The following is a 16,028-nucleotide window of genomic DNA, read 5'->3' as shown; positions in this document are numbered from 1 at the left end:
GGAGATATCCGGGAACACCCTGACCCCACCCCGGGACTGAGGAGAACACGCCTGACGACGTGCAATCCTGCCCGCACCCGCGTCCTGGGACGCGGTGACCCCACCCGCTGTGGCCAAGCCGTTGTCTCCCGTTCAGCCGACGGGGGTCGTTGTCAGTTGAACGCACGAGCGCACGATGTTGTTGCAGCGAGTCACGTGGCGGCGGCCACAGCGGCTCTCAGCGCCCTCTCAGCTCACCAGAACGCCAGCGGCCCCGCTCACCAGGGGGCGAACGGGGCCGAGAACGACATGGGTGGTTATGCGGCGGCCACTGCCTTGGGCGGCTCGCCGATCTTGCTGGTGAGCCGGTGGCTGAGCATCGGCTGCAACCGCAGGTCGGACAGGTCGTCCGAGAGCGTCGTGGGCAGCACGCGGCCACCCTCCAGCTTGCCGCGCCCGTGGTCCGCACGACCGCTCTGAACGGTGTCCGGCACCGTGTCCGGCGTCTGCTGGACGGCGCCGATGTCGGAGGCGACGTGGTGCAGGAGCTCGGACAGCGGCAGTTCCAGTGCCTCGCAGATGGCCGCGAGGAAGCTCGCTGGACGCCTCTTTGCGGCCGCGCTCCACCTCGGACAGGTACCCCAGGCTCACGCGGGCGGTCCGAGAGACCTCGCGCAGCGTGCGGCGTTGGTTGGTGCGGGCATGGCGAAGCCGATCACCGATCGCCTCGCGCAGCAGCACGGTCATCGCGCGCCTCCTTCCGGCCGGCCGTGTCCCTACGTTACCGATCGACACCGACAACGGGCAGTGACTTCCGAACACGTCCGCCCAGGGCGAACGAACGGTTGGTCGTCATTTGTTCCCGTCCGCGGTGCCCAGCAGCTCGTCCGAGAGCAGGACCAGGGCTTTTTCCACCGCTGTGAGACGGACCGCTTTTCGGTCGCCACTCACGGTGATGGTCCGCACCGTGGACACTCCAGGCCCGCTCAAGCCGATGTGGACCGTGCCTGGAGCGACGCCGTCCTGCGGGTCCGGTCCGGCGACCCCGGTGAGCCCGATCCCCCAGTCCGCCCCGCACCTGGTCCGGGCACCGCCGGCCAGCTGGAGGGCCACCTCGGGGTGCACGGCACCGTGCTCGTCGAGCAGCTGCTGGTCCACGCCTGCGAGCTCGTGCTTGAGCTCGGTGGCGTAGACGATCAACCCACCGCGGACCACGGCACTCGCCCCCGGTGTGTCGACGATCGTCGCGCACAGCAGACCCGCGGTGAGCGACTCGGCCGTGGCGACGGTCTGGTTCCTCGCCTTGAGCAGATCGACCACGTTCGTCATGCGACGGCCCGATCTGCCCTTGCTTTCATCTTGAACGCCCTGATGACGTAATCGATTCCCGTCACCACGGTGAGCACCAGCGCCAGTGCCATGATCGCCCACGCGACCAGCTCCAGCACGTCGTTCCCCGGCAGCACGAACAACCCGATCGCGATGACCTGCGCGAGCGTCTTGGCCTTGCCGCCGCGGCTGGCCGGGATGACGCCGTAGCGGATCACCCAGAACCGCAGCAGCGTGATGCCGACCTCGCGCACGGCGATGGTGATCGTGATCCACCACGGCAGCACGTCGAGGATGCTCAGCCCGACCAGCGCGGACCCGGTGAGCGCCTTGTCCGCGATCGGGTCGGCGATCTTGCCGAAGTCGGTGATCAGGCCGTGCTTGCGGGCGAGCGTGCCGTCGATGTGGTCGGTGAAGCTCGCGACGGCGAACACGCCGAACGCGATCAGCCGCCAGGTCGTGTCGAAACCGCCAGCTTCGAACAGGGAGAACAGGAAGACCGGAACGAGGACCAGCCGCGCCATCGTCAGGATGTTCGCGACGTTGAGCAGCGGGACCTTCCGGGCCTCGGTCATGTGCCCACTACCCCGATCGGCTCGACCACGAGGTCGACGCCCTCGGAGTCGACGACCCGGCAGCGGACGAGGTCACCGCGCTTGAGGTCCTCGGCTTCGAGCACGATGCACTCGCCGTCGACCTCGGGCGCCTGGTGCTCGGCGCGCCCGACGCAGTCGCTCTCCTCGTCCTCCTCGTGCTCGATGAGCACGACGACCTCGGTGCCCACCCGGTCCTCGGCGCGCTGGCTGGTCAGCTCCTCGACGAGGTTGCCGATCCGGGTGACCCGCTCGGCGATGGTGTCGGCGTCGAGCTTGCCGTCGAGGTCCTCGGCCTCGGTGCCGTCCTCGTCGGAGTAGCCGAAGATGCCGACCGCGTCCAGGCGCGCCTCGGTGAGGAACCGCTCCAGCTCGGCCAGGTCCTCCTCGGTCTCACCGGGGAAGCCGACGATGAAGTTGCTGCGGATGCCCGCCTCGGGCGCGTGCTCGCGGATCTGCCACACGAGCTTGAGGAAGCTGTCGGTGTCGCCGAACCGGCGCATGCGCCGCAGCACGTTCTCGCTGGAGTGCTGGAACGACATGTCGAAGTAGTTCGCGACCTTGTCGGTCTTCGCGATGGCGGCCACCAGGCTCGGCTTGGTCTCGGCCGGCTGCAGGTAGCTCACCCGCACCCGCTCGACGCCCGGGATGCCCGCGAGACGCGGCAGGAGCTGTTCGAGCGCACCCTGCTCCCGCGGCAGGTCCTTGCCGTAGCTCGTGGAGTTCTCGCTGACGAGGAAGAGCTCCTTGACGCCGTTCTCGGCGAGCCACATGGCCTCGGACACGACCTCGTCGGGGTGCCGCGACACGAACGCGCCGCGGAAGCTCGGGATGGCGCAGAAGCTGCACCGCCGGTCACACCCGGACGCGATCTTCAACGGCGCCACGGGCGCGTCGTCGAGCCGCTTGCGCTGGACCTTCGTCGGCCCCCAGCCGTGGCCGGGCACCTGCACCGCGTCCTTGGCCTCCTGGCGCTTGACCGGCGTGATCGGCAGCAGCGTGCGCCGGTCCACCGGCACGTGCGACTCGACCGGCTTGCCGTGCAGCACGTCCTGCAGCCGCTCGGCCAGGTCGTTGTACTGGTCGAACCCCAGGACCGCGGCCGCCTCGGGGAGGCTGTCCGCGAGCTCCTTGCCGTACCGCTCGGCCATGCACCCGACCGCGACGACCTTGGCGCCGGTGTCGGACGCGGCGAGCAACGTGTCGACCGAGTCCTTCTTGGCCTGCTCGACGAAGCCGCACGTGTTGACGACGACGACGTCCGCGCCCTCGTCCACCAGCTCCCAGCCGCCCTCGCCGAGCCGTCCGGCGAGCTCTTCGGAGTCGACCTCGTTGCGGGCGCAGCCCAGGGTCAGCAGCGACACGCGTCGCGGAGTAGTGGGAGAAGACACGGCGCTCAGCGTAACCGCCCCGGGTGCCGACGCTTGAACTCAGTGCTTGCGAACCACCTCGACCAGGCGCCACATGTCGCTCGACGGGTTGCCCGCGCCCAGGGCCTTGGCCCGCTCGACAGCCTGGTCGACGCGCTCCGCGAGCAAGGTGAAGTCGAGCACCCCCTTCGCATATCGAGGCAGGTGCCTGCGCAGCTTCTCAGCCGCCGCCTTCGGGCTGGAGAGACTGGCGGAGCAGCCGGCGAAGTGAAGGATCAACCACACCTCGAAGCACGGGTTCGACACGGCCAGCGAGATCTCCGCCTCACCGGCTTCGACGATCGCCTCAGCGATGTCGAAGTCGTCGACGTCCACGACACACCAGTACTCGTCGAACCCGCCGCGGTCGTTCTGCCTCAACTTCACCGCATGTCTGACCAGCTGCGCGGGTGAACCCACCTTGACGACCGCTTTCACCGTCACCGGTTTCGACAGGCGTTTCAGCCCGTCCAGATAGGCCTGTTCGGTCTGTCCGCAACACACCACGAGCACGCGGCTGGCTGAAACCCTCGACTGCGTTCGGCCACGGCGGGACGAGTTCTCACGTCGCGCCATCGACACCTCGCAGGACCGCGGACACGAAGGTCTCAGCCTGCACGTCGGGAACCGCGCCGTAACTGCCGCCGAGATAGCGCCGTTCCAGGTTCTCACCTTCCTTGCGCGGCTTGAAGTCGGTCAACGGGTACAGATCGGACACGCCCTCGGAGTCCTTGTCCACGAACCAGACGTCTTCGCGGGTGAGCACCTCGTCGCCGAGCACAGGACTGAGCAGGCTCGCATCGTGGGTGGTGAAGACGAGCTGCGCACCGTTCTGGTTGGCTTCGGAGTCGCGGAACAGCCCCACGAGTGCGGCGGTGAGCCGCGGGTGCAAGCTCGCGTCGATCTCGTCGATGATCAACGTGCCGCTGTCGCGCAGCGTGAGCAGCACCGCGGGCAACATCATCAGCCAGGACAGCGTCCCCGCCGACTCCTCGTCGATGTCGAACGGACTGCTGTCCGTTCCGTGGGTGAGCTGGACTCGCTCGTCCCTGCCGAGAAGGAACTGCGCAAGTTCCCGGAGCCTGTCAGCAGGCAGGTCGGCGTCCATCCCGCGCGCCAACTCCGCCACCGCGTGGTCCTCGTCCGCCTGATGCGCCCTGTTGTACTCAATGCCCGTGATGCCGAGGTCGGCAATCCTCAGCAAGCTCACGAGCTGGTCTGCCAGCTTGGCGTTCGACTGGAGGAATCGCCAGATCACGCTGTGGTTGAAGCGAGCGTGCGCCTCGTTGCGAAACACCAGTTTGCCGGTGAACCACCGATGGACCGGCAGCACGGCTTCGAGCGACAACGCGACCCCCAGGCTGAGGAACAGCGAGTTCGGCCGGAGGAGCTCCCTCAGCACCTCCGCCTTCGCAGCGCCTTCCGCGATCGAGGTGCCGAACTTGATCTCACCACCGATCCGTTCGAACACGAGCCGCTTGCGCTTCTCCGGGTAGCTGTACAGCCATTCTTCCCGGACGCGCTCATCGTCCAGTTCGAAGCCGTAGGTGTAGCGGATGCCGGACTCGATCAACTCGACCACGTACACCGATGGCCGGTCCACTGAGCCGCCGAGTTTGAACGGTTGCCGTGGCACGCCGCGCTCCTCCGGCCAAGAGGCGAACGAGTGGCGCACGGCATCGGACATGAACTTCAGGCCGTCGAGGAGGTTCGACTTCCCGGAGGCGTTCGCTCCGTAGATCGCCGCCACCGGCAGAACGTCCCGGTCCTTCGAGTAGGCAGGCATGAGGAGCAACTCACGCTCGTCGCGGAACGAGCGGTGGTTCCCGAGCCGGAAACTGCGCAGCACTGCCTAAACCCCTCTCAGGCCACTCCAAGACATCTTCTCTGCAAGTAAACCGCACAAAACGACTTGCAATCATGCTCCTGGACGAATTTCGCGTTGCCGACCACCGCGCGCCAGCCGGTCGGGCGTGCAGCCCATACTTGACGGTTGTGACCAGTGGGGTAGTCGTGCGGCGCGCCCGCACCAGCGACGTGCGCGCCATGAAGGCGTTGATCGACGGGTATGCCGGCAAGGTCCTGCTCTCCAAACCCCTGGTCACGCTGTACGAGGCGGTCCAGGAGTTCTGGGTCGCCGAGGAGGACGGCGAGCTGCTCGGGTGCGGCGCCCTGCACGTGATGTGGGAGGACCTGGCCGAGATCCGCTCCGTCGCCGTGTCCCCCGTCGCGCTGGGCCGCGGGGTCGGGCACCGGATCGTCGCCCAGCTCATCGCCACCGCGAAGGAACTGCAGCTCGCGCGGATCTTCGTGCTCACGTTCGAGACGCGGTTCTTCGGCAAGCACGGGTTCGTGGAGATCGAGGGCACGCCGGTGAGCCCAGAGGTCTACGAGGAGATCATGCGGTCGGTGGACGAGGGTGTCGCCGAGTTCCTCGACCTGAGCTACGTGAAGCCGAACACGTTGGGCAACAGCCGGATGCTCCTGGAGCTGTAACTCTTCGAGTATCCACTCGAAGAGTGTTGACTCGACTAACTTGGGCCCGCCAAGCTCATACCCGTGTCCGAATCGCTCACCATCGACGAGCTCGCCGCCCGTGTCGCGCTGCCCAGCAGCACCATTCGGATGTACCAGACGAAAGGTGTGCTGCACGCGCCGAGACGGCAGGGGCGCGTGGCGTACTACGACGCCTCGCACGTCGAGCGGCTGACGTTGGTGCAGCGGTTGCAGCAGCGGGGGTTCTCGCTGCCCGCGATCGCCGAGCTCATCGCCGCGCGCGAGAAGGGTGAAAGCGTCGCCACGGTCCTCGGCATGGGTGAAACCGAGGGGCCGGACGACTGGGTGCGGATCAAGGTGCGCGACATCAAGCACCTCGTGCCCATGGGTGAGGTCCAGCCGCGTCTCCTCCTCCGGGCAATGCGGCTGGGTCTCGTCCGCTGGAAGTACGGCTGGCCGCACGCGCGCAGGTGGGCCCTCGAAGCCGGTGGGCGGCTCGCGGGGCTGAGGGTGCCCAGCGACGACGTGATGGACAGCTTCACCCGGCTCCGCGCGGCCACGGACTCCATCGCGGCGGACTTCGTGCGGTTGTTCGAGCAGCGGTTCTGGCCGGAGCTGGCCCGCAAGGCCGGTGACGACAACCAGTTGGAGAACGTCCGCTCGCTGCTCGTCGAGCTGACCTTCACGGCGGAGACCGCGGTGGTCGGCACGCTGCGGGAGTCCATCCGGGACGCGGCGGAGGAGTTCGCGGCGCGGCACGGGTTGCTGCCCAGCGACGACTTCCAGCCCGCGTGGGCCGAGCAGCCGTTGCCGCCGATCGCCGAGAACATCGTCGACCCGGCCGGTGACCTGCCGAGCGAACAGGAGATCGAGAACTTCCTGCGCAGAGGGGACGAGGACGAGCCTGGTCGCTGACCCGGCCTGGTGCTCGTCGTGCGCACCACGCAGTCTGTCCGATGTGGACCCCGAGAGCTGAGCGGCGGTTCAGCAGTGGCGGCACGAACCGCGGTGCGGTCACCTGACGTTCACCGGATCGTGTCTACCAGCACCTGTGGATCACCGGCTACAACGGAACGAGACCCCGCTCACACACAGAGGAGCCCGTCATGTCGAAGACCGTGCGCTCGGCATTCGTGGGTGTCGCCGCGTCCGTGGCCCTGATCTTCACCGGCGCGCCCGCCCAGGCCGTGGACATCGTCGCGGTCACCGACGACTACGTGTTCACGAAGACCGTCGGCCAGTTCACAACATTGCGTGCCGAGCAGCCCTACGCGGGCCAGCTCGACTGGTCGTCCGACGGCTGCTCGTACTCGCCGGACAGCCCCTTCGGCTTCAAGTTCCTGCCCGCCTGCCACCGCCACGACTTCGGCTACCGCAACTTCAAGCGGCAGTCGCGCTTCACCGAGGCGAACCGGCTGCGCATCGACAACCGCTTCAAGACCGACATGTACGGCATCTGCGCCGGCAACTGGGCGTGCAACCGCACGGCCGACGTGTACTACGCGGCCGTGCGCCAGTTCGGTGGCAGCGGCTCGTCGACGGCGGCCACGTTGCAGCAGGCCGGCCTGCGGTAGGTCGCCCGGCACTGTCAGACCCGCTGAGTACGTTGAAACGCAGGGGTCCCCGATCCGGGGGTACCCCTGCGTCAGCGTTCGACGGGAGAGGAACGGGCGCGGCCGGACCTCGCCGAGCCGGACCTCGCCAGGCCAAATCTCGCCAGGCCAGACTTCGCCGAGCTGGACCCAGCCAAGCCAGACCCAGCCAAGCCAGACCCAGCCAAGCCAGACCCAGCCAAGCCGGACCCAGCCAAGCCGGACTTCACGCCCGCAAGCCCGCCCGATCACACCGGGCCCGTCAGCCCACCCGAGCCCCGAACGGCCCCAGACTCTCTAGTCCTCTTCGGCCGGCCCGCCACCGCGCATCAGGTAGATCACCGACTCCAGCTCGTCCGGCTTGATCAGCACCTCCCGCGCCTTCGACCCCTCCGACGGCCCGACCACGCCCCGCGTCTCCAGCAGGTCCATCAACCGGCCGGCCTTCGCGAAGCCCACCCGCAGCTTGCGCTGCAGCATCGAGGTCGAGCCGAACTGCGAGGTCACGATCAGCTCGGTGGCCTGGACGAGCAGTTCGAGGTCGTCGCCGATGTCGGCGTCGATCTCCTTCTTCTCGCCGGCCTTGGCCGCGGTGACGCCGTCGGTGTACTCGGGCTGTGCCTGGTTCTTGGTGAAGTCGACGATCTGGGCGATCTCCTCGTCGCCCACGAACGCGCCTTGGATGCGCACCGGCTTGCCCGCGCCCATCGGCAGGTACAGGCCGTCGCCCATGCCGATCAGCTTCTCGGCGCCGGGCTGGTCGAGGATGACCCGCGAGTCGGTCAGCGAGGAGGTCGCGAACGCCAGCCGTGACGGCACGTTCGTCTTGATCAGGCCGGTCACGACGTCGACCGACGGGCGCTGCGTCGCCAGCACCAGGTGGATGCCCGCGGCACGCGCCTTCTGCGTGATGCGGACGATGGCGTCCTCCACGTCGCGCGGCGCGGTCATCATCAGGTCGGCGAGCTCGTCGACGATCGCCATGATGTACGGGTACGGGCGGTACACGCGTTCGGAACCGGGGGGTGCGCTGATCTCGCCGGACTTCACCTTGCGGTTGAAGTCGTCGATGTGGCGCACCCGGTTGACCTGCATGTCCTGGTAGCGCTGCTCCATCTCCTCGACGAGCCACGCCAGTGCCGCCGCGGCCTTCTTCGGCTGCGTGATGATCGGCGTGATCAGGTGCGGGATGCCCTCGTACGGCGTCAGCTCGACCATCTTCGGGTCGATGAGGATCATCCTGACCTCGTCGGGCGTCGCGCGGGCCAGCAGCGAGACCAGCATCGAGTTCACGAACGACGACTTGCCGGAACCCGTGGAGCCCGCGACCAGCAGGTGCGGCATCTTCGTCAGGTTCGCGGTGACCATGTGGCCCTCGATGTCCTTGCCGAGGCCGATCACCATCGGGTGCGTGTCCTTGACCGTCGAGCCGGCGCGCAGCACGTCGCCGAGGCGCACCATCTCGCGGTCGCTGTTCGGGACCTCGATGCCGACCGCGGACTTGCCGGGGATCGGCGCGAGCAGCCGGACGTTGTCGGTCGCGACCGCGTAAGCGATGTTCTTGGTCAGCGCGGTGATCTTCTCGACCTTCACACCGGGGCCGAGCTCGACCTCGTAGCGCGTGACCGTCGGGCCGCGGGTGAAGCCGGTGACCTGGGCGTCGATCGAGAACTGGTCGAGGACGCCGGTGATGGCCTCGATCATCTGGTCGTTGGCCTTGCTGCGGGCCTTGGGCGCGTCGCCGTCCTTGAGGATGGTCGGCGGCGGCAGCTGGTAGTCGCCCTCGACGGCCCGCACGGCCATCGCCGGTGCGGGTGCCTTCTTCGCGGACTCCTTCGGCGCGGGCTTCGGCGCCGGTTCCGGTTCCTCCAGCGGCAGCTCGATCTCCGGTTCCGGCTCCACCGGTGCCACGGCCTGGCGGCGGCGCGACGGGCGCCGCAGCTTGACCGGCTTCGGCTCCTCCTCCGGCAGCTCGTCGTCCTCGTCCGCGAACACGTCGGTCTTCTGCCGCGGGTGCAGCAGGGACCGGATCCGCTCGGGCGCCTGGCGGATCGGCGTGTGCGTCACGACCAGCAGGCCGTAGGAGAAGATCAGGAACAGCAACGGTCCCGCGACCCAGGACGTGAGGCCCTGCGCCAGGAACCCGCCGGCCAGGTAGCCGAGGGCGCCACCGGCGTCGCGGCGGGCGACGGGGTCCATCGGCAGGCCGCCGATGAGGTGGAACATGCCGAGCACGCCGATCATCATCAGCAGCGAGCCGATGATCAGCCGCGGCCGCGCGTCGGGCACGGCGTCGGTGCGCATCAACGTGATGCCGATGCCCAGCAACACCACCGGCACGATCACCGCGGGGAACCCGACGGAGCTGCGCACGGCGACGTCCACCCATTGGCCGACGGGACCACCCGCCTGCCACCACACACCGGCACCGGTGATGAACGCCAGCGCGATCAGCAGCAGCCCGAGCCCGTCACGGCGGTGCTCGGGATCGAGGTCCTTGGTGCGGCTCACCGTGCGCACCACACTGCCGACGCCACGTCCCACGCCGCCCCACACAGCGCTGACGGCGCCGCCGCTCTTGCGCGCGGGGGGCTTTCTGGACGCGGTGGACCGCGCCCGTGGCTTCGCTGGTGCTTTGCCGCGTGACGTGGTCTTTCTCGAAGTCCCTGTGCGCCCGGCCATGTGTACAAGGTAGTCCCTTGCGCCTCACCAGCCTCGTTCGCAACTGGGACGCGCGCGAAACCCCATCGTTCACCCGTTCGTGCACGAAGACGATCCGACACGCCGTACGCTGCCCCGCGTGTCCACACCGCTCTTCTGGCGCGTGCTCATGGTGGTCGACCGCGGCCTCGTCGCGCTGACCGGCAAGCTCGAGGTTTCCGGTGACGTGCCACCGGATCTGCTCGGCAAGCCGTTGCTGCTCGCCTCGAACCACATCGGCAACCTCGACCCGTTCGTGCTGATCGCCGCGTGCCGCAAGGTCGGGATCAACCCGCGGTTCATGCTCGCCGGCGGCCTGCTCGACGCCCCGGTCATGGGCCCGGCCCTGAAGGCGTGCGGTCACCTGCGCGTCGATCGCGCGTCGGCGAACGCCGGTGAGGCCATGCACCGCGCCGTCGCGGCGTTGCGCAACGGCGGCGACCCGATCGCCGTCTACCCCGAGGGCAAGATCACCCTCGACCCCGGCATGTGGCCCGAGCGCGGCAAGACCGGTGTCGCCCGCATGGCGCTGGGCGGCGACATCCCGGTGATCCCCATCAGCCAGTGGGGCGCGCACGAGGCGGTGTACTGGGGCAACCTGCACGTCAACGGGTGGCGGGACCTCCTGCCGTACCTGACGTCGTGGTTCTCCGCGGTCCGCAAGCGCCCGACCTTCAAGGTGCACTTCGGCAAGCCGGTCGAGCTCGGCGACCTGTCCGCGGACACGATGGGCGACGCCCGCCGCGCGCACGAGCGCATCATGCGCGCCATCACCGAGAACCTGGTGCCGCTGCGCCTGGACGAGCCCGACCTGCCGCGCTTCCAGGACCCGACCCGCCCGACCACCGGCGTCTCCCCCTGGCGGCCCGCCTGACCGCGTAGGCGATCACCGTGACCAGCATGAGGAACGGCGCCGGGCTGCCCGCCCAGAGCCCGATCGCCAAGTCTGCCGCGGGCACGACCAGCGCCAGCGCGAACGCCTTCGCGCTCGCCGCGGGCAGCTTGACCCCCGGGTCCGCCCACGGCGTGCGCCCCCAGGGCTTCGCGACGCTGAGCCACGTCTGGAACGAGAACGCGCTGATCATGCACGCCGTCCCGACCGGCAGCCACGGCGTGACGTGCCCCTGGGCCGCCGCTTCGAGGTTGTCGCTCAGGATGAAGATCCCCGCGTAGAGCTGCACGACGGTGATCGCGAACTTCGCGGTCACCCACCAGTGCCGGAAGAACCCCCACGGCGTCGTGGCGCTGAGCATCATGCCGGTGAACGCACTGGCCGCCCCCATGAACGCCAGCACCCGGTGGTCCAGCACCCGCGCCATGCGAAAAGCGCTGCCGTCACCGGTCTTCAGGCCGTAGAGCACCAACGCCAGCAACGCGACGGCCTGGCTGAGCCAGCCCACCGACGTCACGACGTGCAGCCACACCACCAACGTCCTCAACCGCTTCGCCATGACGTGTAGTGTGCCTACACATCGGCTCGCTACGCATCAGGGATCTCCCCCAGGCGCTCCTAGGCCAGCTCGTGCAACCGGGCCCGGACCTCCGCCGTCAACGGGTGGTCGTAGTCCTCGTAGATCGTCAGCGCTTCCAGCAGGTGCGTGCGCGCCACCTCGGGCTGCCCGGAGCTGGTCTCCCCCAGACCGTGCAGCGCCTCCGCCAGGCTCTTGCGGTCCCCCAGCACCCGCAGGGCCTCGACGGCGGTGCGGAACGAGTCGCGGGCCTCGGCGCGTGCGCCGAGGCGGAGCTGGGCGCGGCCGATGCTCACCAACGCCATCGCCTTGCCGTGCACGGCGCCGTGGGAGTCCATCAGGTCGTAGGCCATCCGCGCGGACGCGAGCGACGCTTCGAACTGGCAGGCGGACCGCAGGATGTCGCTCAGGAACAGCCGCGTGCCGCCCTCGCCGAACCACGAGCCGACCGCGGCGTGCTGGTCGAGTGCGAGGCGGAAGCGGTCGACGGCGAGGTCGAACTGGCGCAGGCCGCCGTAGGCCATGCCGAGGCCCGTCAGGCTCCAGGCGGCGCCGACGCGGTCGTCGATGTCGCGGCGGAGTGCGAGGGCCCGGTCGAAGAGCTCCAGCGCGTCGGCGAAGCGCTGGCCGCGGCAGGCGGCGAGGCCCAGGCCGTGCACCGCCCAGGCGCGGGCGGCCTGGTTGCCGTCGACGGCGGCGGCGCGTTCGGCGACGCGGTAGGTGCGGGTCCACTCGTCGAGCGCGCTGGAGACGATGAAGTAGTTCCACAGCGCGACGGGGATCTGCCAGGCGGTGGAGGAGTGCGCGTCCTCGGCGAGGCGGGTCACGGCGAGCAGGTTCGCGGACTCCGCGCGGCACCAGCCGAAGGCGTCGTCGTGCGACGTGAAGTCCTGAGTGGACAGCGGCGGCAACAGGAACGCCGGGTGGTCGGGCGGGGAGATGGCGAGACCGGCGGCGTTCGCGGTGTCGGCGTACCACCGCAGCAGGCGGGTCACGGCCTCGGAGCGGCCGGTGCCGGACTCCTCGGTGGCGCTGAGCTCGGTGGCGTACAGGCGCAGCAGGTCGTGCAGGCGGAAACGGCCGCGGGCGACCTCCTCCAGCATGTGGCCGCCGGCCAGCACGTCGAGCAGGGTCCGCGCGCGCGACGAGGGGACTCCGGCCAGCGCGGCGGCCGCGGCGAGGCTGATCTCGGCACCGGGGTGCAGGCCGATGAGCCGGAACATCCGCGCGGCGTCGGGTTTGAGGGCCAGGTAGGACCACGAGAACGCGGCGCGCACGGCGGTGTCCTCGTCGTCGCCGGTCGCGAGGACGTTGAGGCGGTCGCGTTCGTCGGCGAGGTCACCGGCCAGGTCGGCCAGGGTCAGGTGCGGGCGGGTGACGACGCGTTCGGCCGCGATCCGCACCGCCAGCGGCAGGTGACCGCACAGCTCGACGAGCCGCGCGGCCGCCTCGGGCTCGGCGGCGACGCGGTCGGGGCCGACGGCGGAGGTCAGCAGCGCCAGCGCCTCGTCACGGGTCAGCGTCGACAGCGTCACCGGGTGCGCGCCGTCGCGGGCGACAAGACCACCGAGGTGGTTGCGGGAGGTCACCAGCACCATCGACGACGACCGGCCGGGCAGCAGCGGGCGGACCTGCTCGGCCAGCCGCGCGTTGTCGAGGAGCACCAGCACGCGCTTGCCCGCCAGCACGCTGCGGTACAGCGCGGACTTCGCGGGCAGGTCCTCCGGAATGCGCTCGGGCGGCACGCCGAGGCTCTGCAGCAGCTGGTGCAGCGCGGCGGCGGGCTGCACCGGCGGCGACGAGGCGTCGAACCCGCGCAGGTCGACGTGCAGCTGCCCGTCCGGGAACCGCTCGGCGACCTGGTGCGCGAACCGCACGGCCAGCGCGGTCTTGCCGACACCGCCGGTGCCGGTGATGGCGACGAGCGCGGGGTTGTGGTCGTGCGGCACGACCTCGGCGAGCTTCGCGAGCTCCTTCGCACGGCCGGTGAAGTCGCGGATCTCGTGCGGCAGCTGGACCGGCACCAGCGCGGGGGCGACCGGTTCCGGCTGCGGCTCGTGCCGGCCGACCAGCAGCTGCTCGTGCAGCTGCCGCAGCTCGGGACCGGGCTCGATGCCGAGCTCCTCGACCAGCAGCCGGCGCAGGTCCGCGAAGACCGCCAGCGCCTCGGCCTGCCGGCCACCGCGGTACAGCGCGGACATCAGCAGGCCGTGCAGCCTCTCGCGCAGCGGGTGCGCGTTGATCAACGTCGTCAGCTCCGCCGCCACCTCCGCCTCACGCCCGACGGACAGCATCAGCGCCGCACGCTGTTCCACGGCAGTGAGCCGCAGTTCGGTCAGGCGCGCGCGTTCGACGGCGGCGAACGGTCCCGGCACGCCCTCCAGGGCAACGCCGCGCCACAGCCCCAGGGCGGCGTCGAACGCTCTGATGGCGGCCGCCGGCTCACGGCGCAACCGCCCGGCCTCGTCCAGGTGGGCGCGGAACATCGCGACGTCGTTCGCGTCGGCGGGCAGCCTCAGCAGGTACCCGGTGTCCGTGGAGAGCAGCACCGAGCTCGGCGCGCGCGAGGCCCTGCCCGGTTCGAAGAGGCGCCGCAGACCGGCGACGTAGGTGTGGATGCCGTTGTCGGCGCTGGCCGGTGGCTCGTCGCCCCAGACCGCGTCGATCAGCTCACTGCGGGACACGACGTGGTTGGCGCGCAACGCGAGCACCGCCAGCACGGCGCGCTGCCTGGGCGGCCCGAGGGTGAGCTCCTGGCCGGCCACGGTCGCCGCGAGCGCGCCCAGCAGACTGACGCGCAACTCGTTCTGCACCCTTTGTCCCACTTCGTCGCTGTCCGCAGTCAGCTAGCAACCTACCGTCAGGGTTCGTCCAGAAGCCATCCAGAGTCCATGCAGAGCCCTTCTCCACACTTCACATCAGGTGGATTGGGCCGAAATGAGGGGGGCGGGGATGAACGCGGCCGAGGTGTTCGACACGCTGGGGCTGGAGTACCAACGAGCATGGTCGCACCAGCCGGCCCTGCACGGCACCCTCGCCTGGTTCGCGGCGACCCAGCCGGCCGGCTCGCGCGTGCTCGACATCGGGTGCGGCACCGGCGTTCCGGTCGCCCGCACGCTCGCCAAGGCGGGCATGAGGGTCACCGGTCTGGACGTCTCGCCCGTCATGGTCGACCTCGCCACCGAGCAGGTCCCCGACGCGACGTTCCACAAGATCGACATCCGCGACTTCGAGTCGCCGCCCGGTTCCTGGGACGTCATCTGCGCCGTCTTCTCGCTGCTGCAGATGACGCAGGCGGAGATCATCGACACCCTCGGCCGCGTCTCGACCTGGTTGCGGCCCGGTGGCCACTTCTTCCTGGCCACCGTGGCGATCGACGTCGAACAGGTCCGGCTGCCCTGGATGGGGCAGGAGATCGAGGTGTCCTCGTTCTCCGAGGAGAACTTCGAGGCGCACCTCGGCGAGGTCGGCCTGCGGGTCGTGCGCCGGAGCCGGCCGGTGTTCACCCCGTCCTACCCCGGCGCCATGCCCGAGGAGTCGCTGCACCTGGTGTGCCAGCGCCCCTAGCGGCTCAGTGGTGCGCGGCGAGCGCGCGGCCGATGTAGTGCGCCGACAGCGTGGCGAAGATGTACGCCTGGAGCACCTGGATCAACGCTTCCAGGAACACGATCGCGATGGCGAGCGCGAACCCGAGCAGTGACACCGGCTTGAGCCACACGTTGGTTTGCAGCAACAGGAACTCGCTGCCGAGGGTGAACACGAGCACCAGCAGGTGGCCCGCGAACATCGCCGCGAACACCCGGATCGCGAGGTTCACCGGGTCGAAGAAGAACTTGAGGATGACCTCGGTCGGGATCAGCAGGCCCCACAGCACCGGCTTCGGCACGCCCTCGATGACGAACTGGTTGCGCAGGTAGCCGCGCAGCCCGAACTTCCTGATGCCCACGAAGTGGTAGAGCGGGAAGACGATGAGCAGCGCCACCGCCACCGGGAACCCGAAGTGCGTCATCGTCGGGAACTGGACCAGCGGCACCAGCCCGTAGAGGTTGTTCACCAGCACGAAGCAGAAGATGCTGACGATCAACGGCACGTACGGCGCGAACTCCTTCGCACCGATCTGCTCCCGTGCGATGTTGTTGCGCCCGAAGTCGTAGATCGACTCGGCGGCGAACTGCCAGCGGCCGGGCACGACCTTCAACTTCCTCGTCGTGGCCAGGAAGAAGACCGTGATGATCACGATCGACAGCGCCAGCAGCACCATCGGCTTGGTGATCTCAAGGGCGAACGGCAGCCCGAACGGGTCGTGCCAGGTGAAGATCGGCGGTAGGTAGATGTCCGGCTTGCCGGGTGGGTTGAAGACGATGTCTGCGGCCATGGGCGTCCCCCTCGTCCAAGGTCTGGGACCAAACTTTATCGGACGAGGGGGACGCAGGTCACAGCAGGGTCACGGAAATCGGACCG

14 protein-coding genes and 1 pseudogene are annotated in these 16,028 nt (G+C 69.3%); 5 read left to right on the top strand and 10 right to left on the bottom strand.

Annotation, left to right across the window (positions count from 1 at the left end; translation table 11 throughout):
- Window positions 1-296: 296 nt before the first annotated feature.
- The 6 genes and pseudogenes from ACVDFE_RS14180 to ACVDFE_RS14155 all read right to left on the bottom strand — a co-directional run bounded on the left by ACVDFE_RS14180 (window position 297) and on the right by ACVDFE_RS14155 (window position 5,159).
- A pseudogene (locus ACVDFE_RS14180) lies at window positions 297-726 on the bottom strand (helix-turn-helix domain-containing protein).
- Between the two features lie 105 nt (window positions 727-831).
- Complete coding sequence (locus tag ACVDFE_RS14175) at window positions 832-1,308, bottom strand: CinA family protein (RefSeq protein WP_458430709.1); 477 nt, start codon at window positions 1,306-1,308, stop codon at window positions 832-834.
- Entirely contained in the window at window positions 1,305-1,883 is a 579-nt protein-coding gene (gene pgsA / locus ACVDFE_RS14170; RefSeq protein ID WP_458430708.1) for a CDP-diacylglycerol--glycerol-3-phosphate 3-phosphatidyltransferase, read from the bottom strand. The genes ACVDFE_RS14175 and pgsA overlap by 4 nt, the downstream gene beginning before the upstream one ends.
- The gene (gene rimO, locus ACVDFE_RS14165) at window positions 1,880-3,292 is read right to left on the bottom strand and encodes a 30S ribosomal protein S12 methylthiotransferase RimO (RefSeq protein WP_360390608.1); all 1,413 of its coding nucleotides are present in this window, start codon (window positions 3,290-3,292) and stop codon (window positions 1,880-1,882) included. The genes pgsA and rimO overlap by 4 nt, the downstream gene beginning before the upstream one ends.
- A gap of 39 nt (window positions 3,293-3,331) precedes the next feature.
- Entirely contained in the window at window positions 3,332-3,886 is a 555-nt protein-coding gene (locus ACVDFE_RS14160) for an RloB family protein (protein ID WP_458430707.1), read from the bottom strand.
- The gene (locus ACVDFE_RS14155) at window positions 3,873-5,159 is read right to left on the bottom strand and encodes an AAA family ATPase (protein ID WP_458430706.1); all 1,287 of its coding nucleotides are present in this window, start codon (window positions 5,157-5,159) and stop codon (window positions 3,873-3,875) included. Before ACVDFE_RS14155 ends, ACVDFE_RS14160 begins: the two co-directional genes overlap by 14 nt.
- 146 nt (window positions 5,160-5,305) lie before the next feature.
- On the opposite strand from ACVDFE_RS14155, the gene ACVDFE_RS14150 reads away from it, so the two are divergent.
- From ACVDFE_RS14150 to ACVDFE_RS14140, 3 genes are all read left to right on the top strand, one after another.
- Window positions 5,306-5,806, top strand: a complete 501-nt coding sequence (locus ACVDFE_RS14150) for an amino-acid N-acetyltransferase (RefSeq protein ID WP_360390615.1) — start codon at window positions 5,306-5,308, stop codon at window positions 5,804-5,806.
- A gap of 63 nt (window positions 5,807-5,869) precedes the next feature.
- Window positions 5,870-6,721, top strand: a complete 852-nt coding sequence (locus ACVDFE_RS14145) for a MerR family transcriptional regulator (RefSeq protein WP_458430705.1) — start codon at window positions 5,870-5,872, stop codon at window positions 6,719-6,721.
- Between the two features lie 191 nt (window positions 6,722-6,912).
- Window positions 6,913-7,380 carry a phospholipase gene (locus ACVDFE_RS14140; protein ID WP_360390620.1) on the top strand — a complete coding sequence of 156 codons (468 nt, stop codon included), beginning with the start codon at window positions 6,913-6,915 and terminating at the stop codon, window positions 7,378-7,380.
- Window positions 7,381-7,695: 315 nt separating this feature from the next.
- Here the strand turns inward: ACVDFE_RS14140 and ACVDFE_RS14135 are convergent, their stop codons facing one another.
- A complete protein-coding gene (locus tag ACVDFE_RS14135) occupies window positions 7,696-10,080 on the bottom strand; it encodes a DNA translocase FtsK (protein WP_458430704.1) in 2,385 nt (794 codons plus the stop codon).
- 118 nt (window positions 10,081-10,198) lie between these two features.
- On the opposite strand from ACVDFE_RS14135, the gene ACVDFE_RS14130 reads away from it, so the two are divergent.
- A complete protein-coding gene (locus ACVDFE_RS14130) occupies window positions 10,199-10,972 on the top strand; it encodes a lysophospholipid acyltransferase family protein (protein WP_458430703.1) in 774 nt (257 codons plus the stop codon).
- On the opposite strand, the gene ACVDFE_RS14125 is transcribed toward ACVDFE_RS14130, so the two are convergent.
- On the bottom strand, window positions 10,869-11,549 hold the full coding sequence (locus ACVDFE_RS14125; RefSeq protein WP_458430702.1) for a hypothetical protein: 681 nt from the start codon (window positions 11,547-11,549) through the stop codon (window positions 10,869-10,871). The genes ACVDFE_RS14130 and ACVDFE_RS14125 overlap by 104 nt on opposite strands.
- Window positions 11,550-11,608: 59 nt before the next feature.
- Entirely contained in the window at window positions 11,609-14,380 is a 2,772-nt protein-coding gene (locus tag ACVDFE_RS14120) for a BTAD domain-containing putative transcriptional regulator (RefSeq protein ID WP_458430701.1), read from the bottom strand.
- Window positions 14,381-14,519: 139 nt separating this feature from the next.
- On the opposite strand from ACVDFE_RS14120, the gene ACVDFE_RS14115 reads away from it, so the two are divergent.
- Complete coding sequence (locus ACVDFE_RS14115; protein ID WP_360390630.1) at window positions 14,520-15,134, top strand: class I SAM-dependent methyltransferase; 615 nt, start codon at window positions 14,520-14,522, stop codon at window positions 15,132-15,134.
- Between the two features lie 4 nt (window positions 15,135-15,138).
- Here ACVDFE_RS14115 and atpB read toward each other — a convergent pair whose 3' ends face one another.
- The gene (gene atpB, locus ACVDFE_RS14110; protein ID WP_458430700.1) at window positions 15,139-15,942 is read right to left on the bottom strand and encodes a F0F1 ATP synthase subunit A; all 804 of its coding nucleotides are present in this window, start codon (window positions 15,940-15,942) and stop codon (window positions 15,139-15,141) included.
- Between the last annotated feature and the right edge of the window lie 86 nt (window positions 15,943-16,028).

The sequence above is a fragment of the Lentzea chajnantorensis genome, assembly GCF_054300775.1.
The sequence above is the reverse complement of the archived record's forward strand: the minus strand, read 5'-3'. Positions and strand labels throughout refer to the sequence as shown.